At 40.5% G+C, this 18,745-nt stretch carries 17 protein-coding genes and 1 riboswitch; of the genes, 9 read left to right on the top strand and 8 right to left on the bottom strand.

Annotation, left to right across the window (positions count from 1 at the left end):
- Positions 1 to 117: 117 nt before the first annotated feature.
- Positions 118 to 1,428, top strand: a complete 1,311-nt coding sequence (locus INP93_RS06765) for a cation:proton antiporter (protein WP_197544484.1) — start codon at positions 118 to 120, stop codon at positions 1,426 to 1,428.
- A 10-nt stretch (positions 1,429 to 1,438) separates the two neighbouring features.
- On the opposite strand, the gene INP93_RS06760 is transcribed toward INP93_RS06765, so the two are convergent.
- A complete protein-coding gene (locus INP93_RS06760) occupies positions 1,439 to 2,116 on the bottom strand; it encodes a TIGR01621 family pseudouridine synthase (protein WP_197544483.1) in 678 nt (225 codons plus the stop codon).
- 18 nt (positions 2,117 to 2,134) lie between these two features.
- On the opposite strand from INP93_RS06760, the gene cls reads away from it, so the two are divergent.
- A complete protein-coding gene (gene cls / locus INP93_RS06755) occupies positions 2,135 to 3,595 on the top strand; it encodes a cardiolipin synthase (RefSeq protein ID WP_197544482.1) in 1,461 nt (486 codons plus the stop codon).
- A gap of 61 nt (positions 3,596 to 3,656) precedes the next feature.
- Here the strand turns inward: cls and INP93_RS06750 are convergent, their stop codons facing one another.
- A complete protein-coding gene (locus INP93_RS06750) occupies positions 3,657 to 5,177 on the bottom strand; it encodes a Na+/H+ antiporter NhaC family protein (RefSeq protein WP_049368836.1) in 1,521 nt (506 codons plus the stop codon).
- A 60-nt stretch (positions 5,178 to 5,237) separates the two neighbouring features.
- Positions 5,238 to 5,415: riboswitch (Lysine riboswitch) on the bottom strand.
- A gap of 301 nt (positions 5,416 to 5,716) precedes the next feature.
- Here INP93_RS06750 and INP93_RS06745 point away from each other — a divergent pair.
- The 3 genes from INP93_RS06745 (at position 5,717) to aroA (ending at position 8,326) form a co-directional block, all read left to right on the top strand.
- A complete protein-coding gene (locus tag INP93_RS06745; protein ID WP_049365820.1) occupies positions 5,717 to 6,121 on the top strand; it encodes an H-NS family histone-like protein in 405 nt (134 codons plus the stop codon).
- A 70-nt stretch (positions 6,122 to 6,191) separates the two neighbouring features.
- Complete coding sequence (purU, locus tag INP93_RS06740) at positions 6,192 to 7,028, top strand: formyltetrahydrofolate deformylase (protein ID WP_197544481.1); 837 nt, start codon at positions 6,192 to 6,194, stop codon at positions 7,026 to 7,028.
- The gene (gene aroA, locus INP93_RS06735) at positions 7,028 to 8,326 is read left to right on the top strand and encodes a 3-phosphoshikimate 1-carboxyvinyltransferase (protein ID WP_049375990.1); all 1,299 of its coding nucleotides are present in this window, start codon (positions 7,028 to 7,030) and stop codon (positions 8,324 to 8,326) included. The genes purU and aroA overlap by 1 nt, the downstream gene beginning before the upstream one ends.
- 40 nt (positions 8,327 to 8,366) lie before the next feature.
- Here aroA and folE read toward each other — a convergent pair whose 3' ends face one another.
- Entirely contained in the window at positions 8,367 to 9,023 is a 657-nt protein-coding gene (gene folE / locus INP93_RS06730) for a GTP cyclohydrolase I FolE (protein WP_197544480.1), read from the bottom strand.
- A 155-nt stretch (positions 9,024 to 9,178) separates the two neighbouring features.
- Between folE and moeA the strand changes: the two genes are divergently transcribed.
- From moeA to yedF, 4 genes are all read left to right on the top strand, one after another.
- The gene (gene moeA / locus INP93_RS06725) at positions 9,179 to 10,396 is read left to right on the top strand and encodes a molybdopterin molybdotransferase MoeA (protein ID WP_197544479.1); all 1,218 of its coding nucleotides are present in this window, start codon (positions 9,179 to 9,181) and stop codon (positions 10,394 to 10,396) included.
- On the top strand, positions 10,396 to 11,118 hold the full coding sequence (gene moeB, locus INP93_RS06720; RefSeq protein ID WP_197544478.1) for a molybdopterin-synthase adenylyltransferase MoeB: 723 nt from the start codon (positions 10,396 to 10,398) through the stop codon (positions 11,116 to 11,118). Before moeA ends, moeB begins: the two co-directional genes overlap by 1 nt.
- A gap of 225 nt (positions 11,119 to 11,343) precedes the next feature.
- Positions 11,344 to 12,567, top strand: coding sequence for a selenium metabolism membrane protein YedE/FdhT (gene yedE, locus INP93_RS06715; protein WP_197545325.1), 1,224 nt, complete (start codon positions 11,344 to 11,346; stop codon positions 12,565 to 12,567).
- A gap of 40 nt (positions 12,568 to 12,607) precedes the next feature.
- Entirely contained in the window at positions 12,608 to 12,877 is a 270-nt protein-coding gene (gene yedF, locus INP93_RS06710) for a sulfurtransferase-like selenium metabolism protein YedF (RefSeq protein WP_005696304.1), read from the top strand.
- 89 nt (positions 12,878 to 12,966) lie between these two features.
- Here yedF and INP93_RS09700 read toward each other — a convergent pair whose 3' ends face one another.
- The 5 genes from INP93_RS09700 to tldD form a co-directional block, all read right to left on the bottom strand.
- The gene (locus INP93_RS09700; RefSeq protein WP_232087602.1) at positions 12,967 to 13,326 is read right to left on the bottom strand and encodes a hypothetical protein; all 360 of its coding nucleotides are present in this window, start codon (positions 13,324 to 13,326) and stop codon (positions 12,967 to 12,969) included.
- Between the two features lie 165 nt (positions 13,327 to 13,491).
- Complete coding sequence (locus tag INP93_RS09695) at positions 13,492 to 13,851, bottom strand: hypothetical protein (RefSeq protein WP_232087601.1); 360 nt, start codon at positions 13,849 to 13,851, stop codon at positions 13,492 to 13,494.
- 148 nt (positions 13,852 to 13,999) lie between these two features.
- A complete protein-coding gene (gene pntB, locus INP93_RS06695) occupies positions 14,000 to 15,379 on the bottom strand; it encodes a Re/Si-specific NAD(P)(+) transhydrogenase subunit beta (RefSeq protein WP_049368844.1) in 1,380 nt (459 codons plus the stop codon).
- 10 nt (positions 15,380 to 15,389) lie between these two features.
- Positions 15,390 to 16,931, bottom strand: coding sequence for a Re/Si-specific NAD(P)(+) transhydrogenase subunit alpha (gene pntA / locus INP93_RS06690; protein ID WP_049367007.1), 1,542 nt, complete (start codon positions 16,929 to 16,931; stop codon positions 15,390 to 15,392).
- Between the two features lie 306 nt (positions 16,932 to 17,237).
- Positions 17,238 to 18,686, bottom strand: coding sequence for a metalloprotease TldD (tldD, locus tag INP93_RS06685; protein WP_049373372.1), 1,449 nt, complete (start codon positions 18,684 to 18,686; stop codon positions 17,238 to 17,240).
- Between the last annotated feature and the right edge of the window lie 59 nt (positions 18,687 to 18,745).

The following is an 18,745-nucleotide window of genomic DNA, read 5'->3' as shown; positions in this document are numbered from 1 at the left end:
CAATCAAATGAATTTGCTCCTATTTTCTCATTAAAATTTTTCCTAAAAACGCACTTTATAAATAAAACTAACTTGCTTATACTGGCGGCGCTTTTATTACTTTACTCGGATCATTTTATGAATATTTATACTTACTTGTGTTTTCTCACCACAATAGCCATTCTTATCAGTTTTATTACACGTAAACTGAACGATAATATCCAATATACCATTGCCATCACTGCCACCTCCATGGCGGGCTCGCTTTTCCTGGTGTTATTGGGATATTTCGGCTGGTTTAATTTGGATGACATTGCAACACGCGTTATCGAACGCATTGATTTTAAAGATTTCTTATTGAACGGGATTTTAGGCTTTTTGCTCTTTGCCGGCGCCTTGGGCATTAAACTTCCAGTCTTAAACAATCAAAAATGGGAAATTACCACTTTCGCTCTGTTCTCAACGCTTGCCTCCACCTTTTTTATTGGTTTTCTACTTTATGGCGTAGCTTTACTTTTCGGTTGGTATATTGATTTAATTTACTGCATCTTATTTGGTGCACTCATATCGCCTGATGACCCGATTGCCGTACTTGCCATTATCAAAAACTTAAAAGCACCAAAACGCTTATCTATGCAAGTGGAAGGCGAATCACTTTTTAATGATGGAATTGGCTTGGTAATTTTTACTACGGTTTTTGCTGTCGCATTTGGCGGGCATGAACCGACAGCAAGCGGTATTCTCCATTTATTTTTTAAAGAAGCTTTAGGTGGGATTGCATTTGGATTGGTTTTAGGTCTCTTCGCCCATTATCTGATTTCAGCCACCGATGATGGTTCGTTAGAAATTCTTTTGACCTTAATCGTACCCACTGCGGGCTTTATGCTTGCTAATCTCTTACATGTTTCAGGTGCATTAGCGATGGTTGTCGCAGGGATTTTAATTGGTAACTGGACAAGATACACAGGCTTTTCTCAACAAAGCCAACGCTATTTAGATCACTTTTGGGAAATGATCGATCACTTCCTTAACTCCTTACTCTTTATCTTGATCGGTTTAGCGATTTTATTGATTCATGTGTCTTGGCAAGGGTTAATCTTAATTTTCCTTGCTATTCCAGTGTGCTTAATCTGTCGCTATGCCAGCGTTTGGTTGCCATTCCAAGTTATGAAACGCTACCGTAAATACAACCCTTACACCATGAAAGTGCTCACTTGGGGCGCATTACGAGGTGGACTAGCGCTCGCTATGGCACTTTCTATTCCAAGTGGTCAATTTTATATTGAAGGATTAGAAATGGATGTTCGTGATCTTATTTTAGGTATGACGTATGCGGTAGTGGCATTCTCAATTCTCGTTCAAGGCATGACAATTGAAACCTTAATTCGTAAATCAAAAGAAGCAACCATGCGTGAACGCGGCTATACAGGTATCGGATTAGCGAAATAATCAATCACGTTTATATCTTTGGCTCAGCATTTGCTGAGCCTATTTTTTGAATCTGAGACATGACACCTTCACGATGCCACCACTCCCCTTCTTTCGGAGGGATAAACACATCAAATGCCTGACCTTTAAATTCAAATTGCAATCTTGCAGCGTGCAAATAAGTGCGGTCAATATTTTCAGTGTTTTTACCATAAAGCGTATCGCCTAAAATCGGACTCCCTAAGCTTTTCATCGCCACACGCAATTGATGGGTTTTACCGGTTTGTGGCTTTAAGATAAATAATCGTAAATTAGGCTCACAACTTACACTTTCAAAACGCGTAATTGCGGGATTTTCTTTCGATTGGCAAAGTTTCCAAGCCCCATTACGAGCCTTTTGCATATCGCCGACAATCAATCCTTGCTTCTTTTTGGGCTTTTGATTGCTGAGTGCAAGATAAGTCTTTTGGATATGATGTTCAGAAAAAAGTCGGAAAAATTCAGCCGCACTTTCAGCATTCAATGCAAAGATGAGTAAACCTGATGTCACTTTATCTAACCGATGCACAAGCCAGACTTGTGGCACGTCAAACTGCTCAGCAAGCAAAGTGGTTAAACCAATTTCACTTTGATCTTTATGCACACTTATCCCACAAGGCTTATAAATAATGATAAAATCATTGGTCTGATAAATAATGGCTAATTTCATAAGTGCGGTCAAAAATTAATGAGTTTTGAACATATTATACTGGTTTATATTATTCCCGTGTTAATTTGGGTAGCAGTTATTTCTGTCACCTTGCGTTTACTCGTCAAAAAACAAGCGGTTTCTGCTACGTTGTCATGGTTGATGATTATCTACCTTGTGCCACTGATTGGCGTCATTGCTTATTTAATTTTTGGTGAGATTAAACTCGGTACGCGCCGAGCCAAAGCCTTTCAATTGTTAAAACCTAAATATACCCAATGGCTTCAGCAACTGTCAGAACAAAAAGATCTGGTTACACATTCCCAGGATCCTCGTTATCGTGCTTTATTTAAACTAGTCCACCACCGCTTAGGTATTCCGAACATTCGAGGTAATGAATTACATATTCTCGACACGCCAGAAAGCATCATTCGAAGTATCATTCGTGATATTCAACAAGCACATCATTCCATTAATATGGTGTTCTATATTTGGAGCAATGATGGCATGATTAATGAAGTGAAACAAGCCTTAGAAGAAGCCGTGCAACGTGGAGTTAAAGTTTGTCTTTTACTCGATTCCGTTGGCAGTAATGCTTTTTTGAAAAGCCCTATTTGTAAAGAAATGCGAACAAAAGGCATTGAGATTACAGAAGCGCTACACGTAAACTTATTCCGTATGTTCTTCAACCGGATTGATTTACGTCAACATCGTAAAATCATCATCATTGATAATCAAATTGCCTATACAGGCAGTATGAATATGGTGGACCCAAATTTCTTCAAACAAGACAGCAACGTAGGCAATTGGATAGACGTGATGGTGCGAATCAACGGTCCTGTTTCACCGATTTTAAACAGCTTACATGCTTGGGATTGGGAAATTGAAACCATGGAAGAATTACCTCTTTTATTGCCAAATTGTCCACTTGTGGAAATTGACGATAACGACACCCATTCTGTGCAAGTGATTGCAAGCGGTCCCGCGTTCCCGGATGATTTAATTGCGCAATCTCTTGCAACAGTCATTTATGCTGCAAGAGAAAGTATTGTGATCACTTCACCTTACTTTGTGCCAAGTCACAATATTGCTGAAGCATTACGCATTGCCGCATTCCGAGGTGTTGATATCACGCTTATTTTACCTAAAAACAATGATTCCTTGATGGTTCGTTGGGCGAGTCGAACATTTTTTGATGATTTACTCGAAGCTGGTGTCAAAATTTATCATTTTGAAGCAGGACTTCTACATACAAAAAGTGTGTTAATCGATAATAAGCTCGCACTCGTTGGTACGGTAAATATGGATTTACGCAGTTTCCTGCTTAACTTTGAAATCACCGTTGCCGTAGAAGATCGTAATTTTGCCAATGAAGTGGCCACACTCCATGAAAATTATTTAGCGAACTCTTCTGCACTCAATATGCAAGAATGGATCAATCGTCCTTTCTATCATCGAATCATCGAGCGGTTATTTTTCTTGTTTAGTCCATTACTCTAATTTTCACTGTAAATACAAAAAGGGCGTACATAAGTACGCCCTTTCTTTTTCACGTTTATGATTAACGTTTTTTCACGATAAACACTAAAGCCACTAAAACAACCGCAGTTGTTACAAATCCAGCTAAACCTGATTCTGTAAAGCCTACCACAATGTAGCCCACAGCACTTGCTGTTGCGACAGTTGCTGCATAAGGTAATTGTGTGGTGACGTGATCCATGTGGTTACATTTTGCGCCAGTTGACGACAGAATCGTTGTATCCGAAACCGGTGAACAATGGTCGCCACATACTGCGCCAGCCATAACTGCAGACAAACAAGGAAGTAATAATTCTGGTGCTGAGTTAGTCGCCATTGCCGCAGCGATTGGTAACATAATGCCAAATGTCCCCCAGCTTGTCCCTGTTGAGAATGCCATTGCTGAACCAAGGATAAATAAAATCACTGGTAAAAATTGAACTGGAATACTACCACTCACTAAAGAAGATAAGTATTTACCGGTTTGTGCATCCCCCACCACTTTATTGATTGTCCACGCAAAGAACAGGATTGCAATTGCACCTAACATAGATTTAATACCGGCAATCCACGCTTTTCCGTATTCTTGTAAAGAAACTTGGCGCTCAAGAATAATCAATAATGTTGACATCGCAACCGCACTTGAACCCCCAACCACAAGCGAAATACCGACAGTTGTATTTTCAAATGCGCCTAAGAGGCTAAATGGTTTTCCATCTGCCGCTAAGGCTTCACTCCCCGTATGAATCATCATAAAAACAGTGACGGTAATTAAGACTAAAATCGGTAAAATTAAATTACGAACTTTACCTTTCACACCTTCAATGACTTCTTCTTTATAATCGCGCTCCATAGCTAATTTTTCATGACGTGCCATTGATGCAATATCAAATGAAAAATAAGCAACAAAGAATACCATCAATAATGAGAAGATCGCATAGTAGTTCATTGAACTCATGGCAACGAATGCACCCATCGGTGTATAAGACGTAATAGAATATGTCGCCAATAAACCAGCCACGAGAGTAATAATGTATGCCCCCCAGCTTGATACTGGCATCATGACACACATTGGTGCAGCAGTAGAATCAAGAATGTACGCTAATTTTGCTCGAGACACTTTGAAACGATCGGTGACTGGACGAGCAATAGCGCCTACAGCAAGACTGTGGAAGTAATCATCAATAAAGGTCACAAACACTAAAGATGCTGCTAATAATTTCGCACCACGACGACCTTTAATTTTATTTTGTGCCCATTCAGCAAACGCACGGTTGCTGCCTGACACAGTTAAAAGTGCAGTCAATACGCCAAGTAAAACTAAGAAAAACACGATATTCATATTTGAATTCATGCCTTCTTCGCTACTATAAACCAATGCCACAACATTATCTTTTAAATAAATGAGCGCATTCAATGGGTTGAAATCGACCAACATTAACGCACCGACAATAATCCCTGCACTAAGGGACACCAAAACCCGACGCGTTGCAATTGCTAAAATAATCGCAAGTAATGCGGGTATAATTGAATAAATAGATGAAGAATAATCGACTAGTTCCATTAAGTTATACCTAATAATTTAATGGAGACAACGGCAAGAAAAGACACAATTATGACCAGACCGAACCGTAGCGCTCCATAGTTAATACACAAAAACTATGACAGTCACGTTCCTTTCGAAGACGTGACCAACCGAATAAGATGACGCCTATTCGATTTCGGCAATCATTCCTTTCCTTTCCCTTCAACGCTATCCACTCCAGGAAAATACTTATAATGACCGCACCTCTACTGTTGTATAGGATGGTGAGAGATTACATTAAAATGAATAAAATTACCAATAAAATCTTGCACTTTCAGTGAAATCTATTCTTTTATTAAAAATGACGTATTAATTTGTTAATTCATTGTTACACAATTTTATGAGTAAGAGATTGCAATAGTATAGAAAACAAGTCACTCCATAATATGGAGTATAATGAGATCAGACCAATTAATCCTTTAAATTAGGCGAATTAATATTTACCAAATATATTATTTTCGCTATTATTGTCTTCCTTAAAATAATTAAGCATTCACACACATAAAAAAGAGGACATCATGAACGAATTAACAAAAGGTTTAACTAACCTTCGTAGTTTACGCGCCGCTGTACGCGATTTAACATTAGAACAAGCTGAAAGTTCACTTTTAAAATTACAAGCTGCTGTTGAAGAAAAACGTGCTCAAGCAGCTGAAATTGAACAAGCGGAACAAGAGCGTCGTGCGCGTATCGCAAAATATAAAGAATTAATTAAGCAAGAAGGCATCACTGCGGAAGAATTAACCGCAATTATTGGTATTGCGCCTTCTTCAATTCGTAAAAAACGTGAACCTCGCCCAGCAAAATACAAATATACCGATGAAACTGGTCAAGAAAGAACATGGACAGGTCAAGGCCGTACACCTCGTGTGATTCAAAAGGCCTTAGATAAAGGTGCCTCTTTAGCTTCTTTTGAAATCTAATTTCACATTAACAATGTAGAACCCATTTTTATGGGTTCTCTTTTTTTATTTATCTTGCAAAATATTCATTATGTTAGAAAAGAAAATATTACTGACCGATTGTCCTGATGATAAAGGCTTAATCGCCAAAATCACCAATATTTGTTACAAACATCAATTAAATATCCTTCATAACAATGAGTTCGTTGATTTCGAAACGAAACATTTCTTTATGCGTACCGAATTGGAAGGGATTTTTAATGAAGAAACCTTGTTGGCTGATTTAAATTATAGTTTGCCGAAAGGGACAAACTGTCGCCTAATCAGTGCAAAACGTAAACGTATCGTAATTTTAGTCACCAAAGAAGCGCATTGCTTAGGTGATATTTTAATGAAAAATTACTACGGTGCGTTAGACGTAGAAATTGCGGCAGTAATTGGTAATCACAATAATTTACGCGAATTAGTTGAACGCTTTGATATTCCATTCCATTGTGTCAGCCATGAAGGGCTCACGCGTGTAGAACACGATAAATTACTGGCTGAAAAAATTGATGAATATACACCTGATTACATTGTATTAGCAAAATATATGCGTGTATTAAATCCAGAATTCGTCGCTCGTTATCCAAATCGTGTGATTAATATTCACCATTCATTCTTACCCGCATTTATTGGGGCAAAACCTTATCAACAAGCCTATGAACGCGGTGTGAAAATTATTGGTGCAACGGCTCACTTTATTAATAATGAATTAGATCAAGGTCCGATCATTATGCAAAATGTGATTAACGTGGATCACACTTACTCTGCCGATGCCATGATGCGTGCAGGCCGTGATGTGGAAAAAACCGTATTAAGTCGTGCGCTTGATCTTGCCTTACATGATCGTATTTTTGTGTATAAAAATAAAACGGTGGTCTTGTAATGAAAGCAATCACTTTAGAGCCAATTTCTCGCATTGAAGGTGAAATCAACTTACCTGGCTCGAAAAGTTTATCAAACCGTGCATTATTATTAGCTGCATTAGCTAAAGGCACCACAACGGTCACTAACTTGTTAGACAGTGATGACATTCGCCATATGCTAAACGCTCTTAAAGCTTTAGGTGTGAATTACCAGCTGTCTGAAGATAAAACTTGCTGTGAAGTTGAAGGCTTAGGTGGCACATTTCAGGTTGAAAATGGCTTATCACTGTTCCTCGGCAATGCCGGTACGGCCATGCGTCCTTTAACGGCTGCGCTTTGTTTAAAAGGCAACACAGAAGGTGAAGTCATTTTGACCGGTGAGCCTCGTATGAAAGAACGCCCAATTAAACATTTGGTAGATGCACTTCTTCAAGCGGGTGCCAATGTTCGTTATTTAGAAAATGACGGTTACCCACCAGTTGCGATTCGCAATCAAGGGATTAAAGGTGGCCTGGTTAAAATTGATGGCTCAATTTCTTCTCAATTTTTGACCGCACTTTTAATGGCTGCACCGCTTGCTGAAGGCGATTTAGATATCCATATTGTGGGTGATTTAGTTTCAAAACCTTATATTGATATTACCCTCGCCATGATGAAAGATTTTGGTGTTTCGGTTGAAAATCAACATTATCAAGTGTTTAAGGTAAAAGGTAACCAATCCTATGTCTCACCTGGCAAATATATGGTAGAAGGTGATGCTTCATCCGCCTCTTATTTCCTTGCTGCCGCCGCGATTAAAGGCAATGTAAAAGTGACAGGAATAGGTAAGCATTCTATTCAAGGTGACCGCCTATTTGCCAATGTGCTAGAAAAAATGGGCGCCAAAATCACTTGGGGTGAAGATTTTATTCAAGCAGAACAAGCTGAGCTCCACGGTATTGATATGGATATGAACCACATTCCTGATGCAGCCATGACAATAGCGACAACCGCCTTATTTGCAAAGGGTGAAACCGTTATTCGCAATATTTATAACTGGCGAGTGAAAGAGACCGATCGCCTTTCAGCTATGGCTGCCGAGTTACGAAAAGTCGGTGCAGAGGTTGAAGAAGGTGAAGATTTTATTCGAATTCAACCGCTTGCCCTTTCTCAATTTAAACATTCCGAAATTGAGACCTATAACGATCACCGTATGGCAATGTGCTTTGCGTTAATTGCATTATCGGATACCCCCGTCACGATTTTAGATCCGAAATGTACGGCTAAAACCTTCCCAACATTCTTCGATGAATTTGAGAAATTAAGTGTTAAAAACTAAATCTTAAACAAAAAGCACCGAATGCTCGGTGCTTTTTCCATTACTTCTGAATAGAAGATAAAAATTCTTTGCGAGTTTCGCGATCTTCTAAAAAGACCCCGCCATAGGCTGATGTCACGGTATAACTATGGGTATCTTTTACTCCGCGAGCTTTCACACAGAAATGTGTCGCTTTCACATAAACTGCCACATCATCGGTTTCTAAAATGGTTTGAAATGCCGTTAAAAGCTGTTCGGTTAAACGCTCTTGCACTTGTGGACGCTGTGCAAAAAACGCCACAATGCGATTGATTTTAGACAAGCCAATTACCCAATCTTTTGGATAATATGCCACAGCAACATTGCCATCAATCGTCACAAAATGATGTTCGCAAGTACTGGTCAAGGTGATGTCATTCACCTGCACCATTTCGCTCACTTTCATTTGGTTTTTAATTTTCGTCATTTTCGGGAAATTGGCATAATCCATCCCACTGAAAATTTCATCAATAAACATTTTAGCTAAGCGATTTGGCGTTTCTTCTAGGCTATCATCACGCAGATCTAACCCAATCAATTTCATCACTTCACGCATATGCGAAGCAATCACCGCACGGCGCTCATCTTTACATTGAGTCGGATCAATCATTGGGGTTTCGATGCCTTTGGCTACCAAGGCTCGGCGGACATTTTCCGCATCAGGTGAAATCGCGTTCATTCACTTTCCATTTATAAAAAAATAATGCGGCATTTTAGCAAAAGATGAATTATTCGTAAAATGCGAAAAATCACCCTAATTTATTAATTTCCTTCATATTGTATTTCGGGCTACAATATATCCACTTTTATTTCGCTCAACCCAAAGGATTGATTATGTTGCCACTTGAAGATGCCTTGGCGCAAATGCTCAACCAACTTCCCTTCCCAACAAAAACTGAAACACTGGCTTTAACTGAAGCCGCGGATCGTGTCTGTGCGGAAGATGTGATTTCTCCAATTAACGTGCCTTCTTTTGATAACTCCGCGATGGATGGCTATGCGGTTCGTTTAGCCGATTTACAGCAATCCATGACGCTTTCTGTTGCGGGAAAATCCTTTGCGGGTAATCCATTTCAAGGGGAATGGGTAGCACAAAGTGCGGTCAGAATTATGACGGGTGCAATGATTCCTGAAGGTGCCGATGCGGTGGTTATGCAAGAAGAGGTCACCGTCAATGAAGATGGTTCTGTTACCTTTGCGGCCTTGCCTAAAGCCAATCAGAATATTCGCCGTATTGGTGAAGATGTGAAAAAAGGTGATGTGGTATTACATCAAGGCGATGAGTTAAATGCCGTTTCTTTACCTTTACTCGCCTCATTAGGCATCGCAGAAGTCAAAGCTTACCCACGATTAAAAGTGGCCGTGCTTTCAACCGGTGATGAATTAGTCCCAGTCGGTCAACCATTACAAGCAGGACAAATTTATGATACCAACCGTTTCACCGTGAAATTAATACTAGAAAAATTAAATTGTGATGTGCTTGATTTTGGTATTCTGCCAGATAACCAAGCCGAATTTGAAACGGCTTTTGTGAAAGCACAAGCTCAGACAGATCTTGTGATCACAAGCGGCGGCGTTTCGGTGGGTGAGGCTGACTTCACGAAAACTGTATTAGAAAAAGTCGGTCAGGTGAATTTCTGGAAAATTGCGATGAAACCTGGCAAACCATTTGCATTTGGTAAATTAGAAAATGCTTGGTTCTGCGGTTTACCTGGCAATCCGGTTTCTGCATTAGTGACATTCTATCAATTGGTTCAACCGGCTATTGCCAAATTAAGCGGTAAAAAACACCCGAAAAAACAACCGCACTTTCAAGCAATTGCCCAAACCAATTTGAAAAAATCACCAGGACGTTTAGATTTCCAACGTGGTTTCTATCAAATTAATGAAAATGGTCAACTTGAAGTGCACCCTGTTGGTTTCCAAGGCTCGCATTTATTCAGTTCTTTTGTGAAAAGTAACTGCTTTATTCGTCTTGAAAAAGATCGCGGCAATGTCGCTGCGGGCGAAATCGTCACCATTGAACCGTTTAATCACCTATTGGGGCGATAATGGCTGAATTAAGCTACGAAGAAGAACTGCGTTATAACCGCCAAATCATCTTAAAAGCGGTTGATTTTGACGGACAAGAAAAACTCAAAGACAGCCGCATGTTAATTGTCGGTCTGGGCGGTTTAGGCTGTGCAGCAAGTCAATATCTTGCCGCCGCTGGCGTGGGTTATTTAACCTTGTTGGATTTCGACACCGTATCGCTTTCTAATTTGCAACGTCAGGTGTTGCATACTGATAGCCGATTAAATATGCCTAAAGTAGAATCGGCTAAAATCGCGTTACAGCAGATTAATCCTCATGTCGAAATTGAAACCATCAATGCACAACTTTCCGAAGAAAAACTCGCGGAAATCATACCGCACTTTGATGTGATATTAGATTGTACCGATAACGTGGATATTCGTAATGCGCTCGATCGTGGTTGCGAAAAAGCGAAGATCCCGCTAATTTCTGGTGCGGCGATCCGTTTAGAAGGGCAAGTTTCTGTCTTTACTTATGAACCCAATACCCCAACCTATCGCCAACTTAGCCAGCTCTTTGGGCAAAATGTTTTAAGTTGTGTAGAGGCGGGCGTACTAGCCCCAATTGTGGGCGTTGTTGGCTCTATTCAAGCCTTAGAAGCCATTAAAGTGCGGTTAAAAATCGGTTCAAATTTATGTGGACGTTTATTGCTAATCGATGGATTAACCATGCGTATCCGAGAAATGAAATTACCCGTCTAATAGTTGGACAGACCACAAGTCTGTCCTTCTCTCAAAATTACCCACAAATAATTATCCTTCCCCTCGTGCATTGCCCAAAAACAAATGCTATTATCTTGTTCGACAATTCATTTGTCTTATATCGCAAGTTTTGTGTATAGGAAAATGGCAGACACTTCAAAAATCTCTTCATTTTATACCACACTTGCAAATTATCATTTCATCAGTTTAAGGATTAACTCTCTCATGAAAGAGATTTTGCAACAATTTAAACAAAATTATTTGATTAAATACTGGAATCCTGTCGCGGCAGTCATTGCTGCGGGGCTTATTTCAGCTTATTACTTTGGGGTAACCGGCACTTATTGGGCGGTTACGGGGGAATTTACTCGTTGGGGCGGTCATGCTTTGCAAGCGCTAGGCGTCGATGTGTCCGACTGGAGCTATTATAAAATTATCGGCATGCAAGGCACGATCTTCACCCGTATTGATGGCGTGATGATTTTAGGTATGTTCGCGGGGTGTATTTCTGCTGCTCTTTGGGCAAACAACGTAAAATGGCGTAATCAACCGCACAAACGTCGTATTGTTCAAGCCCTCATTGGGGGTGCATTAGCCGGTTTTGGTGCACGTTTAGCAATGGGCTGCAACCTTGCCTCTCTCTTCACAGGCATTCCTCAATTTTCTGTTCACGCTTGGTTCTTCACTATTGCCACTGCCGTGGGCACTTACGCAGGGGTAAAAGTCACCTTACTTCCGATGTTCCGCGTGAAATTAGAATTGAAAAAAGGCGCAGCAAAATTACAAGAAACCGATCCAAAACAAGCGAATCGTCGTTTTTGGATTGGTATGGTGGTCTTTTTTGCTTACCTGATTGCTTCACTTTATGTGATGACAAACTCCGTCAAACTGGGTTTTGCGATGCTTTGTGGGTTAGCTTTCGGCTTATTAATTGAACGTGCTCAAATCTGCTTTACATCCGCTTTCCGTGATTTATGGGTAACCGGCCGTGCTTATATGGCAAAAGCAATCATCTTCGGTATTATCGTGGGTACGCTTGGCGTATTTAGCTACATTCAATTAGGCGTACCAGCCAAAATCATGTGGGCGGGTCCAAATGCAATTATCGGTGGTTTATTATTTGGCTTCGGTATCGTGTTAGCGGGCGGATGTGAAACCGGTTGGATGTATCGCTCAATGGAAGGTCAAGTTCACTTTATGTGGGTGGGTGTGGGCAATGTTGTTGGTTCAACCTATTTAGCCTACGCATGGGACGATCTTGCCCCAGTGCTTGCGTTAGATTATGAAAAACTTAACTTATTGAAATCCTTTGGCCCTGTTGGCGGGTTATTAGTAAATTACGGATTGCTTATTCTTTGCTTGATTGCCGTAGTTTGGTGGGAACGCCACTTCTTGAAAAAAGCCAAAGCTAAAATTGCGGCAGCGAATCCACAAGCTTGTGGCTGCTAATTAAATATTAACGAATTCATTCAAAAAAGAGGACATTATTATGGCATTTACCGTTGTTCAAAAATTAGATAAAGATCCAAAAGATATCACCCCAGATTACACGTTAGATACGCTAGGTGAACCTTGCCCGTATCCAGCAATCGTGATGCTCGAAACCATGCCACAATTACAAAAAGGCGAAATTTTAGAACTCTTAAGTGACTGTGCCCAATCTATCAACAACATTCCTGTTGATACTAAAAACCACGGTTACACACTATTAAGCGTAGAGCAAGATGGCACCAAATTACGTTATTTAATTCAACGTTAATGTAAAAAAGTGCGGTCAATTTTGACCGCACTTTTTTGTTGAATAGAAAGAAAAATCGAGAAATAAACTAAAGTTGTGATACCTAATACTTACCCCCAAGGCTTAGCATCAAGCTTGCTGTGTTTTTTTCGCCATTGGATACATGCAGGTCTATTCCACATTGTTCTTTCTTCACAGATTGGACCACCTTCTAAATACCAGCCTTTTTTCTCTAAACAAAGATTCACCTCTGGATTATCACTTTCACCACTGACAAAATCCATACCGCAATCCGACATATCTTTTTGTCTTCTGTCAAGAAATTTAATACGTCCTTGAGGATCTGAGTTAGGAAATAAAACCCTAGAATTATGTAAGCGCCAATGATCATGTGGTGGCGGAGGCTGAAACCCGCCAAAAGAACAACCAAACAAAGTTAGAGATAATAATAGTAGTAATGTAAATCTCATTTTATCGTTTCCTCGCCTATTTTGATTTTGGGGAAGTTAGTGTATAACTGCTTGGAACTCGATTACTTAATCATATAAATATTAAAGAAACATAAAGAAAACCGCACTTTAATATTTTATGAAAAGAAAAATCGAGAAATAAACGAAAGTTGTAATACCCAATACTTACTTCCAAGGTTTTGCATCAGGTTTACTGTGTTTTTTTCGCCATTGGGTACATATTGGACTATCCCACATTAGTATATTTTCACATACAGGCCCACCTTTTAAATACCAGCCTTTTTTCTCTAAACAAAGATTCACCTCTGGATCATCACTTTCACCGGTAACAAAATCCATACCACAATCCGACATATCTTTTTTTCTTCTATCAAGAAATTTAGTTAAAACATTAGGATCTGAATCAGGAAATAATGCATCCGCATTATGTAAGCGCCAATGATCATGTGGTGGCGGAGGTTGAAATCCGCCAAAAGAACAACCAAACAAAGTTAGAGATAATAGTAGTGGTAATGTAAATCTCATCTTATCGTTTCCTCGCCTATTTTGATTTTAGAAAGTTAGTGTATAACTTCTTAAAGTTAGGTTATTTAATCATATAAGCACTAAAAAACATATAAAAAACCGCACTTTAATCTCTCAAAGTGCGGTCAGTTTTACTTCAGTTTTTTGCTTATTTGTTTAATGCAGTAAGAATGTCATCAACACGTTCTTTTGCATCACCAAAGAGCATTTGAGTGTTTTCTTTGAAGAATAATGGGTTTTGAACGCCTGCGTAACCTACCGCCATCGAGCGTTTGAATACGATAACGTTTTGTGCTTTCCATACTTCTAACACTGGCATACCTGCGATTGGGCTGTTTGGATCTTCCATTGCAGCTGGGTTTACGGTGTCGTTTGCACCGATAACCAATACCACATCAGTATCCGCGAAATCATCATTGATTTCATCCATTTCAAGCACGATGTCATAAGGCACTTTCGCTTCCGCTAAAAGTACGTTCATATGACCCGGTAAACGACCTGCAACAGGGTGAATACCAAAACGCACGTTAATACCACGCTCACGCAATTTCGCCGTAAGTTCAGCCACTGGATATTGCGCTTGTGCTACCGCCATACCATATCCTGGCGTGATGATCACAGAGCTTGCATTTTTGAGTAATTCAGCCACTTCTTCTGCGGTTGTTTCACGGTATTCGCCTTGTTCTTCATCAGAAGATACTTGAACATCATTACCAAAACCACCTGCAATAACGCTGATGAATGAGCGGTTCATCGCTTTACACATAATGTAAGAAAGAATCGCACCAGAAGAACCCACTAATGCACCGGTGACGATAAGCAAATCATTGCTTAGCATGAAACCTGCTGCAGCCGCTGCCCAACCAGAATAAGAGTTAAGCATTGAAACCACAACCGGCATATCTGCACCACCGATAGATGCCACTAAGTGCCAGCCGAATGCAAGTGCAATCGCGGTCATAAGTAACACTGGGAAGATATTATCTGGGTTGTTTAAGAATGCTACCATCAAGAAAGCTGAAACCACTAATGCCGCTAAATTTAATTTATGGCGATGTGGCAACATTAATGCTTTTGAATTGATTTTTCCGCTTAATTTACCAAATGCTACGATAGAACCCGTAAATGTTACCGCACCGATGAAGATCCCTAGAAATACTTCAACGTTATGAATATTCATTAACACAGGATCAGTTTCATGTGTTAAGCCGTAGCTGTTAAAGCCTACGAGTACGGCTGCTAAACCTACAAAGCTATGAAGGATCGCAACGAGTTCTGGCATTTCAGTCATTTCAACTTTTAATGCACGTTGAACACCAATCACACCACCGATGATCATCGCAATGATGATCCATAATGTGCCTTCAGATTGTGGGCCGAAAATGGTTGCAACAAGGGCAATTGTCATACCGACAATACCATACCAACAACCGGCTTTTGCCGTTTCATGTTTAGAAAGACCGGCTAAGCTCATAATGAAAAGTAATGCAGCGATAATATAGGCTGCTTGTACTAAACCTTCAGACATCGTCTTCTCCTTAACCTTTTCTAAACATCGCCAACATACGTTGGGTTACACGGAAACCACCAAAGATGTTGATGCTTGCCACCAAGATTGCCACAAAGGCTAATACATCAATGAAGAAGTTGCCTGTTGGCTGTCTGATTTGCAATAATGCACCCACAATGATGATACCTGAAATCGCATTGGTTACCGCCATAAGTGGAGTGTGTAAAGCGTGGCTAACGTTCCAAACCACATAGTAACCAACTACACAAGCCAATACGAATACGGTGAAGTGAGAAAGGAATGCCGCTGGCGCCACAGACGCAAGCCAGAGGAATAACACACCAACACCCGCCATCACACCGTATTTAATACGAGGATCTGCCGGTTTTTCTTCCTCTTTTTTAACCGCACTTTGTGCCGCTTTTGCTTCTTGTTTTGGTTGTGCGGACACTTGGATTTGTGCCGGTGGAATTTCTTCCCCATCACGTACCACAGTCACACCGCGTAATACCACATCGTCAAAATCGATATTGATCTTGCCGTCTTTTTCTTTACAAAGTAGTTTTAATAAATTAACTAAGTTTGTACCGTAAAGTTGGGAAGATTGTGTCGGTAAACGGCTTGGGAAATCGGTGTAACCAATCACTTTCACTTGGTTTTCAGTGGTGACTACTTTGCCAGCTTCAGTGTAAGCACAGTTACCGCCTGTTGCAGCCGCTAAATCCACCACCACAGAACCCGGTTTCATGGAATCAACCATTTCTTTAGTGATCAAGCGAGGGGCTGGTTTACCCGGAATTGCCGCAGTGGTAATAATGATATCCACTTCTTTCGCTTGTTCCGCATAAAGCTCCATCGCGCGGCGGTTAAATTCTTCTGACATCACTTTCGCGTAACCATCGCCACTACCGCCTTCTTCTTTGAAATCAATTTCTAAGAAAGACGCGCCCATACTTTGTACTTGTTCTTTTACTTCTGGACGAGAGTCAAAAGCTCGTACAATCGCACCAAGGCTATTGGCTGCACCAATCGCGGCAAGACCTGCTACACCCGCACCAATGACTAACACTTTTGCTGGTGGCACTTTACCTGCTGCAGTAATTTGTCCAGTGAAGAAACTACCAAATTCATGAGCCGCTTCAATCACCGCACGATAACCAGAAATATTCGCCATAGAGCTTAATGCATCAAGCGCTTGCGCACGGGAAATACGTGGCACAGAATCCATCGCTAATACATTAATTTTTTTCGACGTGAGTTTTTTCATTAAATCCGGATTTTGTGCACGCCAAATGAAGCTCACAAGTGTTGCACCTTCCTTCATTTGATCAATTTCTGCATCCGTTGGTGGATTCACTTTAAAAATCACATCCGAATGCCACACTTCTGAACTTGAGCCAATTTTTGCGCCGGCGTCGATAAATGCTTGGTCTTCAAAACTTGCTTTGAATCCCGCATCGTGTTCTACGATGACGTCAAAGCCCAGTTTTAAGATCTGCTGAACCGTTTTTGGCGTTGCCGCCACACGATTTTCGCTCTCAAGCAGTTCTCTAGGTACACCAATTAACATAAATGTTTCCCTCTGGTTGATGAAATTTCAGACAAACTCACGCCTGTCCCTGTCTCTTAAATGACAAAAAGTCATGCAACGATAAATGTATCACTTATTGCGATTGTTTGGGGAAATTTTTTAACTGGTTTTACAAGATATTGTGATAGGGATCACAAAAGTATTCATATGGAAATGTCGTATGCAGAATTGCTCACTTAACCCAATGATATTCCTGAGAAAGCGATGAATTAAAATAACGGAAAAACTGACCGCACTTAAATAAAATAGACAAAAAAGCCCGATATGATTTATCGGGCTGCATGCTTAATTTGTTCCACCTACGGTGATTTCATCAATTTTCAAGGCAGGCTGACCAACACCGACCGGCACGCTTTGGCCATCTTTGCCACAAACGCCAATTCCAAGATCCAAATCGGTTTCATCCGCGACCATGGAAACTTTTTGCATCACATCGATACCGCTGCCAATTAACGTTGCACCTTTAACCGGTTTCGTGATTTTGCCTTTTTCAATGAGATAAGCTTCAGAAGTTGAGAACACAAATTTACCTGAGGTAATATCCACTTGCCCACCACCAAAGTGCGGTGCATAAATACCGCGATCCACAGAAGCGATTAAATCATCAAATTTACTTTGACCAGCCAACATATAGGTATTCGTCATTCGCGGCATTGGCAAATGCGCATAAGATTCACGACGACCATTTCCTGTCGGTTTCACGCCCATTAATCGTGCATTGAGTTTATCTTGCATATAGCCTTGCAAAATCCCATCTTTGATTAAAACGTTACATTGACTTGGCACACCTTCATCATCAATGGTTAAAGAACCACGGCGGTTTTGTAATGTACCGTCATCCACAATTGTACATAATGGCGACGTCACTAACTCACCAATTTTTCCTGTAAATAAAGAGCTTTCTTTACGGTTGAAATCCCCTTCTAAACCGTGTCCTACTGCTTCATGAAGTAACACGCCTGGCCAACCAGCTCCCAAAACTACAGGCATTAATCCTGCTGGCGCTGCAACCGCACTTAAATTTACAAGGGCTTGACGAACCGCTTCTTTAGCAAAATTAACGGCACGAATGTCCCCATTTACCACTTCAAAGAACCAATCTAAGCCAAAGCGTCCACCTGAACCGCAACTACCCCGCTCACGTTTGCCATCTTCTTCCACGAGAACAGAAATGGATAAACGCACAAGTGGACGAATATCTGCAGCAAGTGTGCCATCTGTTGCAACTACCAATACTTCTTCATAAATCGAACTTAATGCTGCCGAAACATGCGTAACACGAGGATCTTCAGATCGCGCTGTACGATCCACTAAGTGTAATAACTCGATCTTTTTCTCTTTACTTAAACTTTCTAACGGGTTGATCGCTGCATAACGCTGAACCGCATTCACCGCATTAAATGCTTGAGGCGAAATTAAATTGCCTTCTTTAATTTGCGCAATACCTTTTACAGCTTCAGCACATTGTTGTAATGAGGCTAAATTGATTTGATCAGAATACGCAAAGCCTGTTTTCTCTCCAGAAACTGCGCGTACACCCACACCGCGATCAATATGAAAGCCACCTTCTTTAATAATACTGTCTTCTAATACCCAGCTTTCATCTTGGCTTAATTGAAAATAAAGATCCGCATAATCAATATGACGATGCGACATCACATCAAAAATATTAAGCAATGATTGATGCGATAAATTGCTTGGTGCAAGTAAGGTATCTGAAACCTGTTTTAACATTTGTTCTCCGAAATTTATAAAAATTAATTCTGCTAAATCTCCCCTCGCCCCTCTTTGCT

This window comes from Haemophilus parainfluenzae (genome assembly GCF_014931415.1).
GTDB lineage: Bacteria > Pseudomonadota > Gammaproteobacteria > Enterobacterales > Pasteurellaceae > Haemophilus_D > Haemophilus_D parainfluenzae_AF.
This window is presented reverse-complemented; position numbering and strand designations above follow the sequence as displayed.

Excerpts from the sequence above, each read along its gene's own strand:
- INP93_RS06765 (WP_197544484.1), top strand. The coding sequence starts at position 118 with ATGAATATTTATACTTACTTGTGTTTTCTCACCACAATAGCCATTCTT.
- INP93_RS06760 (WP_197544483.1), bottom strand. The coding sequence starts at position 2,116 with ATGAAATTAGCCATTATTTATCAGACCAATGATTTTATCATTATTTAT.
- cls (WP_197544482.1), top strand. The coding sequence starts at position 2,135 with ATGAGTTTTGAACATATTATACTGGTTTATATTATTCCCGTGTTAATT.
- INP93_RS06750 (WP_049368836.1), bottom strand. The coding sequence starts at position 5,177 with ATGGAACTAGTCGATTATTCTTCATCTATTTATTCAATTATACCCGCA.
- INP93_RS06745 (WP_049365820.1), top strand. The coding sequence starts at position 5,717 with ATGAACGAATTAACAAAAGGTTTAACTAACCTTCGTAGTTTACGCGCC.
- purU (WP_197544481.1), top strand. The coding sequence starts at position 6,192 with ATGTTAGAAAAGAAAATATTACTGACCGATTGTCCTGATGATAAAGGC.
- aroA (WP_049375990.1), top strand. The coding sequence starts at position 7,028 with ATGAAAGCAATCACTTTAGAGCCAATTTCTCGCATTGAAGGTGAAATC.
- folE (WP_197544480.1), bottom strand. The coding sequence starts at position 9,023 with ATGAACGCGATTTCACCTGATGCGGAAAATGTCCGCCGAGCCTTGGTA.
- moeA (WP_197544479.1), top strand. The coding sequence starts at position 9,179 with ATGTTGCCACTTGAAGATGCCTTGGCGCAAATGCTCAACCAACTTCCC.
- moeB (WP_197544478.1), top strand. The coding sequence starts at position 10,396 with ATGGCTGAATTAAGCTACGAAGAAGAACTGCGTTATAACCGCCAAATC.
- yedE (WP_197545325.1), top strand. The coding sequence starts at position 11,344 with ATGAAAGAGATTTTGCAACAATTTAAACAAAATTATTTGATTAAATAC.
- yedF (WP_005696304.1), top strand. The coding sequence starts at position 12,608 with ATGGCATTTACCGTTGTTCAAAAATTAGATAAAGATCCAAAAGATATC.
- INP93_RS09700 (WP_232087602.1), bottom strand. The coding sequence starts at position 13,326 with ATGAGATTTACATTACTACTATTATTATCTCTAACTTTGTTTGGTTGT.
- INP93_RS09695 (WP_232087601.1), bottom strand. The coding sequence starts at position 13,851 with ATGAGATTTACATTACCACTACTATTATCTCTAACTTTGTTTGGTTGT.
- pntB (WP_049368844.1), bottom strand. The coding sequence starts at position 15,379 with ATGTCTGAAGGTTTAGTACAAGCAGCCTATATTATCGCTGCATTACTT.
- pntA (WP_049367007.1), bottom strand. The coding sequence starts at position 16,931 with ATGTTAATTGGTGTACCTAGAGAACTGCTTGAGAGCGAAAATCGTGTG.
- tldD (WP_049373372.1), bottom strand. The coding sequence starts at position 18,686 with ATGTTAAAACAGGTTTCAGATACCTTACTTGCACCAAGCAATTTATCG.